This is a genomic window from Streptomyces sp. cmx-18-6, assembly GCF_046548915.1.
GTDB lineage: Bacteria > Actinomycetota > Actinomycetes > Streptomycetales > Streptomycetaceae > Streptomyces.
This window is the reverse complement of record NZ_JAEBEP010000019.1, coordinates 91,324-106,351: the sequence shown is the minus strand read 5'-3', so window position 1 is coordinate 106,351 and position 15,028 is coordinate 91,324. Positions and strand designations below refer to the sequence as shown.

The following is a 15,028-nucleotide window of genomic DNA, read 5'->3' as shown; positions in this document are numbered from 1 at the left end:
GGCACCCCATGGGGTGCCGCCCTCCGGCGTCGGCATGCGTGCCAGGGGGAACCGCTACTTGCGCATGACCTCCGGCTCGTGGCGGCGCAGCAGGCGGGAGACCACGAAGCCGCAGATGACGCCGAGCGCCAGCAGGACGGTGATGTTGATCCCCCACTGGCCCGCCGTGTGCTCCCACAGCGGATCGAGGTCGGTGGGGTTCTGCGGGTCCCACGGCGGCATCAGGCGGGCCAGGTCCAGCGTGGTGCCGGCCGCGGCCATCGCCCAGCGGGACGGCATGAGCCAGGCGAACTGCTCCAGGCCGGGCGACCCGTACACCTGGAAGAGCACACCGGTGAAGACGACCTGGATGATCGCGAACATGACCAGCAGCGGCATGGTCTTCTCGGAGGTCTTCACCAGCGAGGAGATGACCAGGCCGAACATCATCGAGGTGAAGCCCAGCGCGATGATGGAGAGGCAGATCTCGACGGCCGGGGGCATGATCAGGCCCTCGTCCGGGAGCTCGCGGGTGGCGAAGCCGATGCCGCAGATGATGACGCCCTGGAGGGCGGTGATCACGCCGAGGACGATCACCTTGGACATCAGATAGGCGGAGCGGGAGAGACCGGTGGCCCGTTCCCGTTCGTAGATGACCCGTTCCTTGATCAGCTCTCGTACGGAGTTGGCGGCGCCGGAGAAGCACATGCCGACCGCGAGGATCAGCATGATCGTTCCGGCTTTCCCGTTGAACCGGGCCGGCGGCGCGGGCTCGGCCAGTCCGAAGTCCGAGGGGATGACCACGCTGACCACGCCGAGCACGGCGGGCAGGATCACCATCAGGCCCATGAAGCCCTTGTCGGACGCGATGACGGAGACGTATCTGCGGATCAGCGTCCACAGCTGCGCCCCCCAGCCCTGCGGCTTCGGCGGGCGCATCTGCTGCGGCGGCGGCATGTGGACCGGCTGCGCGGCGACGGCGTCGATGTCCGCGGCGTACATCTGGTAGTGCTGCGAACCGCGCCAGCGGCCCGCCCAGTCGTAGTCGCGGTAGTTCTCGAAGGCGGAGAAGACGTCGGCCCAGCTGGTGTAGCCGAAGAAGTTCAGCGCCTCCTCCGGCGGGCCGAAGTAGGCGACGGAACCGCCGGGGGCCATGACGAGCAGCTTGTCGCAGATCGCCAGCTCGGCCACCGAGTGCGTGACCACCAGCACGGTGCGGCCGTCGTCGGCGAGCCCGCGCAGCAGCTTCATGACATCGCGGTCCATGCCCGGGTCGAGGCCCGAGGTCGGCTCGTCCAGGAAGATCAGCGAGGGCTTGGTGAGCAGCTCCAGGGCGACCGAGACGCGCTTGCGCTGGCCGCCGGAGAGCGAGGTGATCTTCTTGTCCTTGTGGATGTCGAGCTTGAGCTCGGCGAGGACCTCGGTGATCCGGGACTGGCGCTCGGCCTCGGTGGTGTCGGCGGGGAAGCGGAGCTTGGCCGCGTACTTGAGCGCCTTGGTGACGGTCAGCTCCTTGTGCAGGATGTCGTCCTGCGGGACCAGACCGATGCGCTGGCGCAGCTCGGCGAACTGCTTGTACAGGTTCCGGTTGTCGTAGAGGACGTCGCCCTGGTCGGCGGGCCGGTAGCCGGTGAGCGCCTTGAGCAGGGTGGACTTCCCGGAGCCGGAGGGGCCGATGACCGCGATCAGCGACTTCTCCGGGACGCCGAAGGAGACGTCCTTGAGGATCTGCTTGCCGCCGTCGACCGTCACCGTGAGGTGGCGGGCGGAGAAGGAGACCTCACCGGTGTCGACGAACTCCTCCAGCCGGTCCCCGACCAGGCGGAACGTGGAGTGGCCGACGCCGACGATGTCGTTGGGGCCCAGGAGCGCCGAGCCGGACTTGTGGAGCGGCTGGCCGTTGACGTACGTGCCGTTGTGCGAGCCGAGGTCGCGGATCTCGAACCGGCCGTCCGGCGTCGCGTGGAACTCGGCGTGGTTGCGGGAGACCTGGAGGTCGGAGACGACCAGCTCGTTCTCCAGCGCACGGCCGATGCGCATGACCCGGCCCAGCGCCAGCTGGTGGAACGTGGTCGGGCTGCGGTCGCCGTAGACCGGCGAGCTCCCCGCGCCGCCGCCGTGGGCCGGGGCGGCCGGGTGCCCCGGGCCGCCCTGCTGGTGGGGAACCTGCTGGTACGGGGCCGGGTGCTGGGGCTCCGGGGCCTGCTGCTGCCACGCCTGCGGCTGGGCGGGGGGCTGGTGCGGCTGGGCGGGGGCCTGGTGCTGCTGGGCCGGGGCCTGCTGGCCGGGCCAGGCCGCGCCGGCCTGCGCCGGCTGCTGGTAAGGCTGCTGCGCGGGGGCCTGCGGGGCGGTGGCCTGCTGGGCGGTGAGATTCAGCCGGGGGCCGTCCTTGGCGTTGCCCAGGTGTACGGCGGTGCCGGGCCCGATGTCGGCCCGCTGGATCCGGCGGCCCTCGATGTAGGTGCCGTTGGTGCTGCCGTGGTCCTCGATGAACCAACTCTGGCCGCCCCAGCTGATCGTGGCGTGCCGCCACGAGACCCTGGCGTCGTCGATCGTCAGGTCGCCCTGCGGATCACGCCCGAGGGTGTACGGCCTGGACGGATCGAGCGTCCAGGTGCTGCCATTCAATTCCAGTACGAGTTCCGGCACTCCGCGCCCCACTAGTTGTCCCCCGTGTTACCCCCGTCGCAGGGAGTCTAGGGATGCTGAACATCGTGGGGAACTATTCCAGGAGCAGTCCCCGATCCGAAAGTCGGGCGGGTGAAGACCGCGCGGAGACCTGCGCGGACGCCATATGGGCGGGGGAAAACATGGACGGAAGAGGAGAAGAGCGCATGAAAGCTCTCTTACCTTCCGGTAAAGGGCAAGCGACGTCATCCCGATGGATACGGGGCGGCGGGGCGGAGGCCGGAAGCGGGGCCCCGCAGCCTCCCGTCCGGCACTCGGGACGGGCGGCCGAAGGGGGCCCCGGGACCGATACGGTGGGAACACCATGAGCGCATCTCAGCCACCTCAGCCTTCCCCCTCCCCCGGGCTCCCCGACTCTTCCCGGGTCGGCGGCGAGCCCCAGCGGCACAGCGACGATTCCCTCCGGGAGGGCGATGTCCCCGTGCCCTCCGTCGACGACGCGCCCACGCTCCTCGTCAAGATCTTCGGCAAGGACCGCCCCGGCATCACCGCGGGCCTGTTCGACACCCTCGCCGCGTACTCCGTGGACGTCGTGGACATCGAGCAGGTCGTCACCCGGGGCCGCATCGTGCTGTGCGCCCTGGTCACCTCGCCCGTCGCGGGCGGCACGACCGAAGGCGATCTGCGCGCCACCGTGCACAGTTGGGCCGACTCCCTGAAGCTACAGGCCGAGATCATCTCGGGCACCGGCGACAACCGGCCCCGTGGGTACGGCCGTTCCCATGTCACCGTGCTGGGCCACCCCCTCACCGCCGAGTCGACCGCCGCCATAGCGGCGCGGATCACCTCGACCGGGGGGAACATCGACCGGATCTTCCGGCTGGCGAAGTACCCGGTCACCGCAGTGGAGTTCGCGGTCTCGGGGACCGGGACCGGGGAGCTGCGGACCGCGCTGGCGACCGCCGCCGCCGAGATCGGCGTGGACGTCGCGGTGGTCTCGGCCGGGCTGAGCCGCCGCGCCCAGCGCCTGGTCGTCATGGACGTCGACTCCACGCTCATCCAGGACGAGGTGATCGAGCTCTTCGCCGCCCACGCGGGCTGCGAGGACAAGGTCGCCGAGGTGACCGAGCAGGCGATGCGCGGCGAGCTGGACTTCGAACAGTCGCTGCACGCCCGGGTCGCGCTGCTGGCGGGGCTGGACGTCTCGGTGGTGGACAAGGTCCGCGCGGAGGTACGGCTCACGCCCGGCGCCCGCACCCTGATCCGTACGCTCAAGCGCCTCGGCTACCAGGTGGGCGTCGTCTCCGGCGGCTTCACCCAGGTCACCGACGACCTGAAGGAGCGCCTGGGCCTCGACTTCGCCTCCGCCAACACCCTGGAGGTGGTGGACGGCAAGCTCACCGGGCGGGTCGTGGGCGATGTCGTGGACCGGGCGGGCAAGGCCCGGCTGCTGCGGAGCTTCGCCGAGCAGGCGGGGGTGCCGCTCGCGCAGACCGTGGCCATCGGGGACGGGGCCAACGACCTCGACATGCTGAACACGGCGGGGCTCGGGGTCGCCTTCAACGCCAAGCCCGTGGTCCGCGAGGCGGCGCACACGGCGGTGAACGTGCCGTTCCTGGACACCGTGCTCTATCTGCTCGGCATCACCCGTGAAGAGGTCGAGGCGGCGGACGGCCTCGTCGACTGACGGCTGCGGGCGATCCGTTTCGGAGCCGTACGGGCTCCGGGGCGCAGGAGTTTCGAAGGCGTAGGAGTTTCGGAGGCGTAGGAGTTTCGGAGGCGTAGGAGTTTCGGAGGCGTACGCGTCTCGGAGGCGTACGGAAGTGGGCCCCGGCACCGCAGTGGGTGTGCCGGGGCCCAGCGCGTTCACGTGTTCGGTGGCACCAGCTCAGCGGGCCCCGTTCGGCCGCGCCTGTCCAGCGGGACCCGGGCGGTCAGTCGTTGGGCGTCCAGTACTCGGTGAGCCTGCCGGCCCCGTGCTCCACGCTCTTCCAGGAGCCGGGGAACTCCACCACCGCGTAGGACGCGGTCGGGAAGCCGTCCCGGGTCATCCTGGCCAGGGTGTCGCCCTCGGCCGAGCCGGAGAGGGCGTCGGCGGCTCCGTGCATCCCCGGGTTGTGCCCGATGACCAGGAGGTTGCGGACCTCGTCCGGGGTCTCGTTGAACAGGGCGATCAGTTCGCCGAGGGACGCCTCGTACAGCCTCTCCTCATAGACGGTCCTGGGGCGCTGGGCGAATTCGTGGACCGCCAGCTTCCAGGTCTCCCGCGTCCTGACGGCACTGGAGCACAGGGCCAGATCGAAGTCGATGCCGGAATCGGCGAGCCTGCGGCCGGCCACGGGCGCGTCCTTGCGGCCGCGCTCGGCCAGCGGGCGCTCATGATCGGAAGCCTGCGACCATTCCGCCTTGGCATGCCTGAGAAGGACGATCCTGCGAGGTGTCTCGACGCTCATACACCTCAGCTTCGCATGAAACGCGGCCTCCGGCGCAGGGTGTTGACGTGCTGGTCCAGGAGATGACGTGCTGGTCCGGGGCGTCCTCGCCTCAGCGGGCGAGCAGCTGGAGCGTGCGCTCGATCAGCTGTCCGATGGCGGGGTCCGCGGTGGCGGCCTGCGCCTGCCCCGGGCTCATGATCATGAGGAGCAGGGCCCCGAAGGCGACGGCCGGAAGCGTCACGGCCCACCACGGCAGCCGGACCTCGGCACGGTCCGGCAGGACCTCGGCACGGTCCGCCGCGGGTCGGTGGGACCTGGGGTGCGCGGGGACCGGCATGTCCGCCTCCGTGGAGTCATCGGTTCGTTACCGAAGAACCTACGGAAGAGGCGGGGCCGGTCCCATCCGGTGATCCACCCACTTCACCCTGAGCCTGGCCCCCTAGGGGAGGTGGTGCTGGCCCCACCCCGGCGGAGTCCTGAGGGGTCGGCGGGCGTCAGGGAGAGGCGATCGTGGCGATCACACCGATGACCACCGTGACGAGAAGCATCGCCCCGAAGACGAGGAGGAGCTTTTTCTGACCGTTCTTGGGATGAGGATCGAGCACTGGCATGGGGCCAGTCTCACATCTCAGCACTCGTCCTCGATCGTCCGGTCCCGTCCCGCCAGCACCCCGGCGACCATCTGCGGGATCATCAGGCCCGCCATCAGGGCGATCGGCAGCCCCCAGCCGCCGCTGTGCTGGTAGAGCACGCCGACGAGCAGCGGGCCCGGGATCGAGAGCAGATAGCCGGTGGACTGGGCGAAGGCGGAGAGCCGGACCACGCCGGCCCCGGTCCGCGTCCGCATGCCGATCATGGTGAGGGCGAGCGGGAAGGCGCAGTTGGCGACGCCGAGCAGCAGCGCCCACGCCCACGCTCCGGCGGCCGGGGCCAGGTAGAGGCCGCCGTAACCGATCAGGCCGCACAGGCCGAGGACGACGACGATGGGGCCCTGCTGCTTGAGCCGGGCGGCGACCTTGGGGATGACGAAGGCGAGCGGTACGCCCATCGCCATGGTGACCGCGAGCAGGACGCCCGCCGTACCGGCCGGGACCCCGGCGTCGCGGAAGATCTGCGGCATCCAGCCCATGGTGATGTACGCGGCGGTCGCCTGGAGCCCGAAGAAGCAGGCGAGCCCCCACGCGGTCCGGCTACGGGTGATCCGGAGCGCCGGGGCGTCGGCGGGGCGGGCCGCGGCGGGGCCCGGGACCGGCGTGCCGGGGGCCGGGGTCCGATCCCGCAGGAGGACGATCCAGGGCAGCACCGCGAGGGCGGCGAGCCCGGCCCAGACGGCGAGGCCCGCCTCCCAGTTCCCGCCCATCGCGCCGGTCAGCGGGACGGTGACGGCCGCGGCGAGGGCGGTGCCGAGGGCCAGGGCCATGGAGTAGAGGCCGGTCATGGTGCCGACGCGGTCGGGGAACCAGCGCTTGACGATCACCGGCATCAGGATGTTGCTGACGGCGATGCCCATCAGGGCCAGGGCGCTGGCCGCCAGGAATCCGGCGGTGGAGCCGATGTACGGGCGGATCACCAGGCCCGCCGCGATGGCCGCCATGCCCGCGCAGACGACGGTGCCCGCGCCGAAGCGGCGGGCGAGTCGGGGGGCCATGACCCCGAAGACCGCGAAGCAGAGCGGCGGTACGGAGGTGAGCACCCCGGCCACGCTGCCGCTCATGTGCAGCCCCTCGCGGACCTCTTCGAGGAGGGCGCCGAGGCTGGTGATGGCGGGGCGGAGGTTGAGGGCGGCCAGGACGAGCCCGACGGCGATCAGGCGCAGCAGCCAGCGGGCCGGGGCGTCGGCCGTCCCGGGGAGCCGCGGGACCGAAGGGCCGGCGGGGGTGCGCGCGGCGCTGCCGCGGTTCAGGGTCTGGGTCTGGGTTTCGTCGTCCGCCATAGGTCCATCATAGAATCATGGGATGATTGCCTGTCCAATCCTCCCGAGCCCCCGCCCCCCACGGAATCCCCGGTTTCCCTGAGAGAATCCGGCCGGACACTCTTCACGGCCCCGCCCCGAACAAACGGCCCCCGCCCCGGACAAGGAGCACCATGGCGCTGACGTCTCCACGGCGTTCGGCACTCGCCGACCAGGTGATCGCGCAACTGCGGAACCAGATCACCTCGGGCGAGTGGCCGGTCGGTTCGCGGATCCCGACCGAACCCGAGCTGGTCGAGCAGCTGGGGGTGGCCCGCAACACCGTGCGCGAGGCGGTGCGGGCCCTGGCGCACAACGGGCTGCTGGACATCCGGCAGGGCTCGGGCACCTATGTGATCGCCACGAGCGAGCTGGCCGGGGTGATGCACCGCCGGTTCGCCGCCGCCGACCCGCGCCACATCGCGGAGCTGCGTTCGACGCTGGAGTCGTCGGCCGCCCGGCTGGCCGCCGTACGGCGCACCGAGCGCGATATGCGGCAGCTCGACACGCTCATGGCGCGCCGGGAGGGGGCCTGGGCCTCGGGCGACGCGGAGGCGTTCGTGGCCGCCGACGCGACCCTGCACCTGGCGGTGGTCGCCGCCTCGCACAACGACGTGCTGACCGAGCTCTACGCCGACCTGGGGGATCTGCTGCGCGACTATCTGCGCGGCGACGTGGGGCCCGAGCTGCGGCCGGAGAACCACATGGACCACGCCCGGCTGGTCGAGGCGATCCGGGCCGGGGACGCGGAGACGGCGGCGGCCGAGGCGGCGAGCCACGCGCTGAACTGCCTGGCGGACCGCGTGTAGCCGCCTCCCCCGGGCGCCTTCACAGCGGTGCGGGCCGGTGGCTCACCCAGGCGGTCGCGATCTCCTTCCAGCAGCGGTCCTCCAGCCGTACGGTCCGCCCCGGCGCCACCTCGACCGCCGTGCCGTCCGCGTCGACGTCCCACCAGCGGGCGCACTCGGTGTGGAGCCGGACCAGGTCGGTGGAGGGGTAGGGGTTGTGGCAGTACGCGACGACCCGGGAGCCCTCGATCGACGTACGGCACTCGGAGCCGGCCGGTTCGGGTTTCGGGGGCTCCGCCTTCGTACCGGAGTCGGCGCCGCTGGCGACATGGACTCCCAGGGGTACGGCGAGTGCGGCGGCTGCCGAGGCGGCCAGCAGGAGACGGGTTCGGCGGCGCGTGGGGCGCACAGCGATCTCCCTCCCGCAGCCTGACAAGAAGTCCGGTTCCTCCATATTCTGCGGTGAACCGGCGGACTTTTCGACCTGAGCGGCGGCGGGCGGCCACGGACGGTGAACGGCCCCCGGCCGCGTACCGCCTCCGTGATGGCGGGAGGTACGCGGCCGGGGGCCGTCCGGCAGGGGTGGGGCGCGGTCAGGCGGCCATGACCCGCGCGGGCGTGATCAGGCGCCCATCATGTGCACGCCGCTGTCGACGTGGATGATCTCGCCCGTCGTGCGCGGGAAGAAGTCGGAGAGCAGCGCGACGATGCCGCGGCCGGCCGGCTCCGGGTCGTTCATGTCCCAGGCCAGCGGGGCGCGGGTGTTCCAGACGTCGGCCAGCTCCTCGAAGCCCGGGATGGACTTGGCGGCCATGGAGCGGAGCGGGCCGGCGGAGATCAGGTTGCAGCGCAGCCCGTCCTTGCCCAGGTCACGGGCGAGGTAGCGGGAGGTGGCCTCCAGGGCGGCCTTGGCCGGGCCCATCCAGTCGTACTGCGGCCAGGCGTACTGGGCGTCGAAGGTGAGGCCGACGATCGAGCCGCCCTCGCTCATCAGCGGCTTGCACGCCATGGCGAGCGACTTCAGGGAGAACGCCGAGACGTGCATCGCGGTGGCGACGGACTCGAAGGGCGTGTTGAGGAAGTTGCCGCCGAGCGCGTCCTGCGGCGCGAAGCCGATGGAGTGGACGACGCCGTCGAGCGAGCCGAGCTCCTCGCGCACCAGGCCCTCCAGCCGGTCCAGGTGCTCCTGGTTGGTCACGTCCAGCTCGATGACCTTGGCGGGCTTCGGCAGCTTCCTGGCGATGCGCTCGGTCAGGGTGGGGCGGGGGAAGGCCGTGAGGATGACCTCGGCGCCCTGCTCCTGGGCCACCTTCGCGGCGTGGAACGCGATGGACGACTCCATCAGCACCCCGGTGACGAGGATGCGCTTGCCGTCGAGAATTCCGCTCATGGTGATCAGTGACCCATGCCCAATCCGCCGTCAACGGGGATGACGGCTCCAGTGATGTACGACGCGTCGTCGGAGGCGAGGAAGCGCACGGCGGCGGCGATCTCCTCGGGCTGCGCGTAGCGGCCCAGCGGCACCTGGGACACGATGCCCTTGCGCTGCTCCTCGGTGAGCGCCTGGGTCATGTCGGTGTCGACAAAACCGGGGGCGACGACGTTGAAGGTGATGTTCCGCGAGCCGAGCTCACGGGCCAGCGACCGGGCGAACCCGACCAGCCCGGCCTTGGAGGCGGCGTAGTTCGCCTGGCCCGCCGAGCCGAGGAGGCCGACGACGGAGGAGATCAGGACGACGCGGCCCTTCCTGGCGCGCAGCATGCCGCGGTTGGCGCGCTTGACGACGCGGAACGTGCCGGTGAGGTTGGTGTCGAGGACGGACGTGAAGTCCTCCTCCGACATCCGCATCAGCAACTGGTCCTTGGTGATGCCGGCGTTGGCGACCAGCACCTCCACGGGACCGTGCTTGTCCTCGATCTCCTTGTATGCCTGCTCCACCTGCTCGGCGTCGGTGATGTCGCAGCGGACCGCGTGGACACCGGCCTCGGCGAGGGCCCGGGGCGGCTCGCCGGAGCGGTAGGTGATCGCGACCTGGTCGCCGTTGTCGGCGAAGGCGCGGGCGATGGCGAGGCCGATGCCCCGGTTTCCTCCGGTGACGAGAACCGAGCGGCTCAACGGATCACCCTTTCCTTGGCGGTGTGGTGCTGGGTACCTGGCGGTCCGGTACGCCGAAAACCTATCGGTACCGTGCGCCGATCGAGGAATCGGGCCCTGACAGTGGCTTGTCCGGGGTGCTGTGGGGTTCCTACAGTTCGCGCCGGTGCGTGCCCGGCACACGTGTCCGCGCTGTCCGCCGGATATCCCCCGGTGCGCCACCCTCCGTCGTGGTTCACTGCCGTCGTGTATCGAGAAGGGAATTCCCTGTGCCCCACGAGGTAGATCAGTCATTCCTGGCCCTGCCGTCGCGCGCGCTGGCCGACGCGGCGCTCGCGCGGGCGCGGGCGCTCGGCGCCACGCACGCCGACTTCCGGCTGGAGCGGGTGCGCACCGCGTCCTGGCGGCTGCGGGACGCGCGGCCCGCCGGCGCTTCGGACGGTACGGACCTCGGGTACGCGGTGCGGGTGGTGCACGGCGGGGCCTGGGGGTTCGCCTCGGGCGTCGACCTGACGATGGACGCGGCGGCGAAGGTGGCCTCGCAGGCCGTGGCGATGGCGAAGCTGTCGGCGAAGGTGATCGCGGCGGCGGGATCCGACGAGAGGGTGGAGCTGGCGGACGAGCCGTCGCACGGCGAGCGGACCTGGGTCTCGGCGTACGACGTCGACCCCTTCTCCGTACCGGACGAGGAGAAGGCGGCACTGCTCGCCGAGTGGAGCGGGCGGCTGCTGGGCGCGGACGGGGTGGCGCATGTGGACGCGTCCCTGATGACCGTGCACGAGAACAAGTTCTACGCGGACACGGCGGGCACCGTCACCACCCAGCAACGGGTGCGCATCCAGCCGCAGTTCACGGCCGTGGCGGTGGACTCCACGACCGGTGAGTTCGACTCCATGCGGACCGTCGCGCCGCCCGTGGGGCGCGGCTGGGAGTATCTGACCGGGACCGGCTGGGACTGGGACGCCGAGCTGGAGCAGATCCCCGGGCTGCTCGCGGAGAAGATGCGCGCCCCGAGCGTCGAGGCGGGGAGCTACGACCTGGTGGTCGACCCGTCGAACCTCTGGCTGACCATCCACGAGTCGATCGGGCACGCCACCGAGCTGGACCGGGCGCTGGGGTACGAGGCGGCCTACGCCGGGACGTCGTTCGCCACCTTCGACCAGCTGGGGAAGCTGACGTACGGCTCCCCCGTGATGAACGTGACCGGCGACCGCACCGCCGAACACGGGCTGGCGACCATCGGGTACGACGACGAGGGCGTCGAGGCGCAGTCCTGGGACCTGGTCAAGGACGGCACCCTGGTCGGCTACCAGCTGGACCGCCGCATCGCGAGGCTGACGGGCCTCGGCCGGTCCAACGGGTGCGCGTACGCGGACTCCCCGGGCCACGTCCCCGTGCAGCGCATGGCGAACGTGTCGCTCCAGCCGGATCCGGGCGGGCTGTCGACGGAGGACCTGATCGGCGGGGTCGAGCGCGGGATCTACGTGGTCGGCGACCGGTCCTGGTCGATCGACATGCAGCGCTACAACTTCCAGTTCACCGCGCAACGGTTCTTCCGCATCGAGAACGGCAAGCTCGCCGGGCAGCTGCGGGATGTGGCGTACCAGGCGACGACCACGGACTTCTGGGGCTCGATGGAGAAGGTCGGCGGCCCGCAGACCTATGTGCTGGGCGGCGCGTTCAACTGCGGCAAGGCCCAGCCGGGCCAGGTCGCGGCGGTCTCCCACGGCTGCCCCTCCGCCCTCTTCCGGGGCGTGAACATCCTCAACACGACGCAGGAGGCCGGACGATGAGCCGCGTCAGCAAGCCGTACGAGATCGTCGAGCGGGCCCTGGAGCTGTCCACCACGGACGGTCTGGTGGTCATCGCCGACGAGCACTCATCCGCCAATCTGCGCTGGGCGGGCAACGCGCTCACCACGAACGGCGTGACCCGGGGCCGGACCCTCACCGTCATCGCCACCGTGGACGGGGCCAAGGGCACGGCGTCCGGCGTCGTCTCCCGGTCCGCCGTGACCGCCGACGACCTGGAGCCCCTGGTGCGGGCCGCCGAGGCCGCCGCCCGGGGCGCGGGTCCCGCCGAGGACGCGCAGCCCCTGGTGACCGGGACGCCCTCCTCGCCCGACTTCACGGACGCGCCGGCCGAGACGGGCTCGGAGGTCTTCGCGGACTTCGCCCCGGCGCTCGGGGACTCCTTCGCCCGGGCCCGCTCCGGCGGCCGTGAACTGTACGGGTTCGCCAACCACGAGCTGACCTCCACCTACCTGGGCACGTCGACGGGGCTGCGGCTGCGCCACGACCAGCCGACCGGGACGCTGGAGCTGAACGCGAAGTCCCCGGACCGGACGCGCTCGGCGTGGGCGGGCCGGGCGACGCGGGACTTCAAGGACGTCGACCCGGCGGCCCTGGACGCGGAGCTGGCGCGGCGGCTGCGGTGGGCCGAGCGGCGGATCGAGCTGCCCGCCGGGCGGTACGAGACGCTGCTCCCGCCGACCGCCGTCGCGGACCTGCTGATCTACCAGCTCTGGTCGTCGACCGCACGGGACGCGGTGGAGGGCCGGACGGTGTTCTCGAAGCCGGGCGGCGGCACCCGCCTGGGCGAGACGCTCTCGCCGCTCCCCCTCACCCTGCGCAGCGACCCGCACGCTCCCGGTCTGGAGTCCGCGCCCTTCGTGATCGCGCACTCCTCCGGCGACAGCGACTCCGTCTTCGACAACGGGCTGCCGCTCGCGCCGACCGACTGGGTGCGGGAGGGGAGGCTGGAGCGGCTGACGACGACCCGGCACTCGGCGGCGCTCACCGGGCTGCCGGTCGCCCCGGCCGTCGACAACCTGGTGCTGGACGGCGGCGGCGAACGGTCGCTGGAGGAGATGGTGGCCGCCACGACCGGGCGGGCGCTGGTGCTGACCTGCCTGTGGTACATCCGCGAGGTGGACCCGGCGACGCTCCTGCTGACCGGGCTGACCCGGGACGGCGTCTATCTGGTCGAGGACGGCGAGGTGGTCGGCGAGGTGAACAACTTCCGGTTCAACGAGTCGCCGGTGGACCTGCTGTCGCGGGCGTCGGAGGCGGGACGTACGGAGAGGACGCTGCCGCGCGAGTGGAGCGACTGGTTCACCCGGGCGGCGATGCCCGCGCTGCGGATCCCGGACTTCAACATGAGCTCGGTCAGTCAGGGCGTATGACCCGCCTAGACTGAATGTCGAATTTCCACCGTTGAACCTCAACGGCCTTCTGAACCTCAACGGCCTTCGCTTAAGGAGACACGGAACCGTGACGGACATCGTCGACGAGCTGAAGTGGCGCGGGCTGTTCGCCCAGTCCACTGACGAGGACGCACTGCGCAAGGCTCTCGCGGACGGTCCCGTCACCTTCTATTGCGGCTTCGACCCGACCGCGGCGAGCCTGCACGTGGGGCACCTCGTGCAGGTCCTCACCGTGCGCCGGCTCCAGCTGGCGGGGCACCGCCCGCTCGCCCTGGTGGGCGGGGCCACCGGTCAGATCGGCGACCCGCGCCCGACCGCGGAGCGCACGCTGAACGACCCGGAGACCGTCGCCGCCTGGGTGCAGCGGCTGCGGGAGCAGATCGAGCCGTTCCTCACCTTCGAGGGCCCGAACGCGGCGCTGATGGTCAACAACCTGGACTGGACCGCGGGGATGTCCGCGATCGAGTTCCTGCGGGACATCGGCAAGCACTTCCGGGTCAACAAGATGCTCACCAAGGACTCGGTCGCCCGCCGGCTGGAGTCGCAGGAGGGCATCAGCTACACCGAGTTCAGCTACCAGCTGCTCCAGGGGATGGACTTCCTGGAGCTGTACCGCCGCTACGGCTGCACGCTCCAGCAGGGCGGCAGCGACCAGTGGGGCAACCTCACCGCGGGCATCGACCTGATCCACCGGCTGGAGCCGGGCGCCACCGTGCACGCGCTGGCGACGCCGCTGATGGTGAAGGCGGACGGGACGAAGTTCGGCAAGTCCGAGAGCGGCGCGGTCTGGCTGGACCCGGAGATGACCACGCCGTACGCGTTCTACCAGTTCTGGCTGAACGTGGACGACCGGGACATCTCGCGCTACCTGCGCATCCTCAGCTTCAAGAGCCGTGCGGAGCTGGAGGAGTTGGAGAAGCTGACCGAGGAGCGGCCGCAGGCCCGTTCCGCTCAGCGTGCGCTGGCCGAGGAGCTGACCACGCTGGTGCACGGCGGGCAGCAGTGCGCGGCGGTCATCGCGGCGTCGAAGGCGCTGTTCGGCCAGGGCGACCTGGCGGAGCTGGACGAGGCGACGCTCGGCGCGGCCCTCTCCGAGGTGCCGCACGCCCGGGTCGCCGAGCTGGGTCCGCTGGTGGACCTCCTGGTGGAGGTCGGCCTCGCGCCGAGCAAGTCGGGGGCGCGGCGCACGGTCAAGGAGGGCGGCGCGTACGTGAACAACGTGAAGGTCGTCGACGGCGAGGCCGCGCCGGCCGCCGGGGAGCTGCTGCACGGGCGCTGGCTGGTGCTGCGCCGGGGCAAGAAGAACCTGGCGGCGGTGGAGGTCGTCCCGGCCGGCTGACCGCTGATTCAGCCGGCCGGTCGGCTGACCGCTCACGCGGCTGACCGGCCGGCTCACCACCCGTCCGGCTGACCGGTCGGCTGACCACCCCGTCGCGACAACGCCGCGGCCGGACACGCTCGTGCTGCGCGTGTCCGGCCGCGGCGTTGTGGTGTTCGCCGGGTCAGGTTCTGCGCTTGTTGCCCCGGATGGACTGCCAGAGCGTGTCCCCGACACCGACGACGACCACCGCACCGATCAGCTGGAGCAGATGGCGGATCCAGTCGATGCCCTTGGTGTCGTTGACGCCGATCCAGGTCGCGACGGCATTACCGAGGATGCTTCCGAGAATACCGAAGATGACCGTCAGCCAGAGTGGGATGTCCTGTTTGCCCGGCAGGATCGCTCGTGCGATCACACCGAGCACCAGGCCCACGATGATTGCCCACAACCAGCTCATTTCGCCTCCTCGTACGGCGCGGAGTGCGCGTCCGCCCAGTCTTGGCCGACCCTTCGGAGACCGCATTCCGGGCAGGGCCGTCCGGGTGGGGCCTCGTTCGGGGGGCGGTGGGGCGCGCCCCGCCCTCCGGTCCTGGAGGAGTCCGGCGTACCGTGGACGCGGCCCGGTCC

The 15,028-nt window shown here is 71.3% G+C and carries 14 protein-coding genes; 5 read left to right on the top strand and 9 right to left on the bottom strand.

What is annotated here, in order from left to right:
- Window positions 1–54: 54 nt before the first annotated feature.
- Window positions 55–2,640: an FHA domain-containing protein gene (locus ACLJPL_RS31670; protein ID WP_411084396.1), complete on the bottom strand. Its 2,586-nt coding sequence runs from the start codon at window positions 2,638–2,640 to the stop codon at window positions 55–57.
- Between the two features lie 331 nt (window positions 2,641–2,971).
- Here ACLJPL_RS31670 and serB point away from each other — a divergent pair, with 331 nt between their 5' ends.
- Window positions 2,972–4,294: a phosphoserine phosphatase SerB gene (serB, locus tag ACLJPL_RS31665; protein ID WP_411084395.1), complete on the top strand. Its 1,323-nt coding sequence runs from the start codon at window positions 2,972–2,974 to the stop codon at window positions 4,292–4,294.
- 247 nt (window positions 4,295–4,541) lie between these two features.
- On the opposite strand, the gene ACLJPL_RS31660 is transcribed toward serB, so the two are convergent.
- From ACLJPL_RS31660 to ACLJPL_RS31645, 4 genes are all read right to left on the bottom strand, one after another.
- A complete protein-coding gene (locus tag ACLJPL_RS31660; protein ID WP_411084394.1) occupies window positions 4,542–5,060 on the bottom strand; it encodes a SixA phosphatase family protein in 519 nt (172 codons plus the stop codon).
- A gap of 91 nt (window positions 5,061–5,151) precedes the next feature.
- Window positions 5,152–5,379: a hypothetical protein gene (locus tag ACLJPL_RS31655; RefSeq protein ID WP_411084393.1), complete on the bottom strand. Its 228-nt coding sequence runs from the start codon at window positions 5,377–5,379 to the stop codon at window positions 5,152–5,154.
- 157 nt (window positions 5,380–5,536) lie between these two features.
- Complete coding sequence (locus tag ACLJPL_RS31650) at window positions 5,537–5,653, bottom strand: SGM_5486 family transporter-associated protein (protein WP_015607728.1); 117 nt, start codon at window positions 5,651–5,653, stop codon at window positions 5,537–5,539.
- A gap of 17 nt (window positions 5,654–5,670) precedes the next feature.
- On the bottom strand, window positions 5,671–6,975 hold the full coding sequence (locus ACLJPL_RS31645) for a CynX/NimT family MFS transporter (protein WP_411084392.1): 1,305 nt from the start codon (window positions 6,973–6,975) through the stop codon (window positions 5,671–5,673).
- A gap of 152 nt (window positions 6,976–7,127) precedes the next feature.
- Here ACLJPL_RS31645 and ACLJPL_RS31640 point away from each other — a divergent pair, with 152 nt between their 5' ends.
- A complete protein-coding gene (locus ACLJPL_RS31640; RefSeq protein WP_411084391.1) occupies window positions 7,128–7,802 on the top strand; it encodes a FadR/GntR family transcriptional regulator in 675 nt (224 codons plus the stop codon).
- 19 nt (window positions 7,803–7,821) lie between these two features.
- On the opposite strand, the gene ACLJPL_RS31635 is transcribed toward ACLJPL_RS31640, so the two are convergent.
- The 3 genes from ACLJPL_RS31635 to fabG form a co-directional block, all read right to left on the bottom strand.
- Entirely contained in the window at window positions 7,822–8,190 is a 369-nt protein-coding gene (locus ACLJPL_RS31635; protein ID WP_411084390.1) for a hypothetical protein, read from the bottom strand.
- Between the two features lie 213 nt (window positions 8,191–8,403).
- Window positions 8,404–9,171 (bottom strand): enoyl-ACP reductase FabI, encoded by a 768-nt coding sequence (gene fabI, locus ACLJPL_RS31630; protein ID WP_411084389.1) that lies wholly within the window; start codon window positions 9,169–9,171, stop codon window positions 8,404–8,406.
- A 5-nt stretch (window positions 9,172–9,176) separates the two neighbouring features.
- The gene (fabG, locus tag ACLJPL_RS31625) at window positions 9,177–9,896 is read right to left on the bottom strand and encodes a 3-oxoacyl-[acyl-carrier-protein] reductase (protein ID WP_411084388.1); all 720 of its coding nucleotides are present in this window, start codon (window positions 9,894–9,896) and stop codon (window positions 9,177–9,179) included.
- A gap of 248 nt (window positions 9,897–10,144) precedes the next feature.
- Here fabG and ACLJPL_RS31620 point away from each other — a divergent pair, with 248 nt between their 5' ends.
- The 3 genes from ACLJPL_RS31620 to tyrS all read left to right on the top strand — a co-directional run bounded on the left by ACLJPL_RS31620 (window position 10,145) and on the right by tyrS (window position 14,419).
- Window positions 10,145–11,668, top strand: a complete 1,524-nt coding sequence (locus ACLJPL_RS31620; RefSeq protein ID WP_411084387.1) for a TldD/PmbA family protein — start codon at window positions 10,145–10,147, stop codon at window positions 11,666–11,668.
- Entirely contained in the window at window positions 11,665–13,059 is a 1,395-nt protein-coding gene (locus ACLJPL_RS31615; RefSeq protein ID WP_411084386.1) for a metallopeptidase TldD-related protein, read from the top strand. Before ACLJPL_RS31620 ends, ACLJPL_RS31615 begins: the two co-directional genes overlap by 4 nt.
- Window positions 13,060–13,147: 88 nt before the next feature.
- On the top strand, window positions 13,148–14,419 hold the full coding sequence (tyrS, locus tag ACLJPL_RS31610) for a tyrosine--tRNA ligase (RefSeq protein WP_411084385.1): 1,272 nt from the start codon (window positions 13,148–13,150) through the stop codon (window positions 14,417–14,419).
- Between the two features lie 163 nt (window positions 14,420–14,582).
- On the opposite strand, the gene ACLJPL_RS31605 is transcribed toward tyrS, so the two are convergent.
- Entirely contained in the window at window positions 14,583–14,858 is a 276-nt protein-coding gene (locus ACLJPL_RS31605; protein WP_411084384.1) for a GlsB/YeaQ/YmgE family stress response membrane protein, read from the bottom strand.
- Window positions 14,859–15,028 lie beyond the last annotated feature (170 nt).

Bases quoted from the DNA above. Each gene is read 5' to 3' on its own strand.
- serB (WP_411084395.1), top strand. From the start codon at position 2,972: ATGAGCGCATCTCAGCCACCTCAGCCTTCCCCCTCCCCCGGGCTCCCC.
- ACLJPL_RS31660 (WP_411084394.1), bottom strand. From the start codon at position 5,060: ATGAGCGTCGAGACACCTCGCAGGATCGTCCTTCTCAGGCATGCCAAG.
- ACLJPL_RS31655 (WP_411084393.1), bottom strand. From the start codon at position 5,379: ATGCCGGTCCCCGCGCACCCCAGGTCCCACCGACCCGCGGCGGACCGT.
- ACLJPL_RS31650 (WP_015607728.1), bottom strand. From the start codon at position 5,653: ATGCCAGTGCTCGATCCTCATCCCAAGAACGGTCAGAAAAAGCTCCTC.
- ACLJPL_RS31645 (WP_411084392.1), bottom strand. From the start codon at position 6,975: ATGGCGGACGACGAAACCCAGACCCAGACCCTGAACCGCGGCAGCGCC.
- ACLJPL_RS31640 (WP_411084391.1), top strand. From the start codon at position 7,128: ATGGCGCTGACGTCTCCACGGCGTTCGGCACTCGCCGACCAGGTGATC.
- fabI (WP_411084389.1), bottom strand. From the start codon at position 9,171: ATGAGCGGAATTCTCGACGGCAAGCGCATCCTCGTCACCGGGGTGCTG.
- ACLJPL_RS31615 (WP_411084386.1), top strand. From the start codon at position 11,665: ATGAGCCGCGTCAGCAAGCCGTACGAGATCGTCGAGCGGGCCCTGGAG.
- ACLJPL_RS31605 (WP_411084384.1), bottom strand. From the start codon at position 14,858: ATGAGCTGGTTGTGGGCAATCATCGTGGGCCTGGTGCTCGGTGTGATC.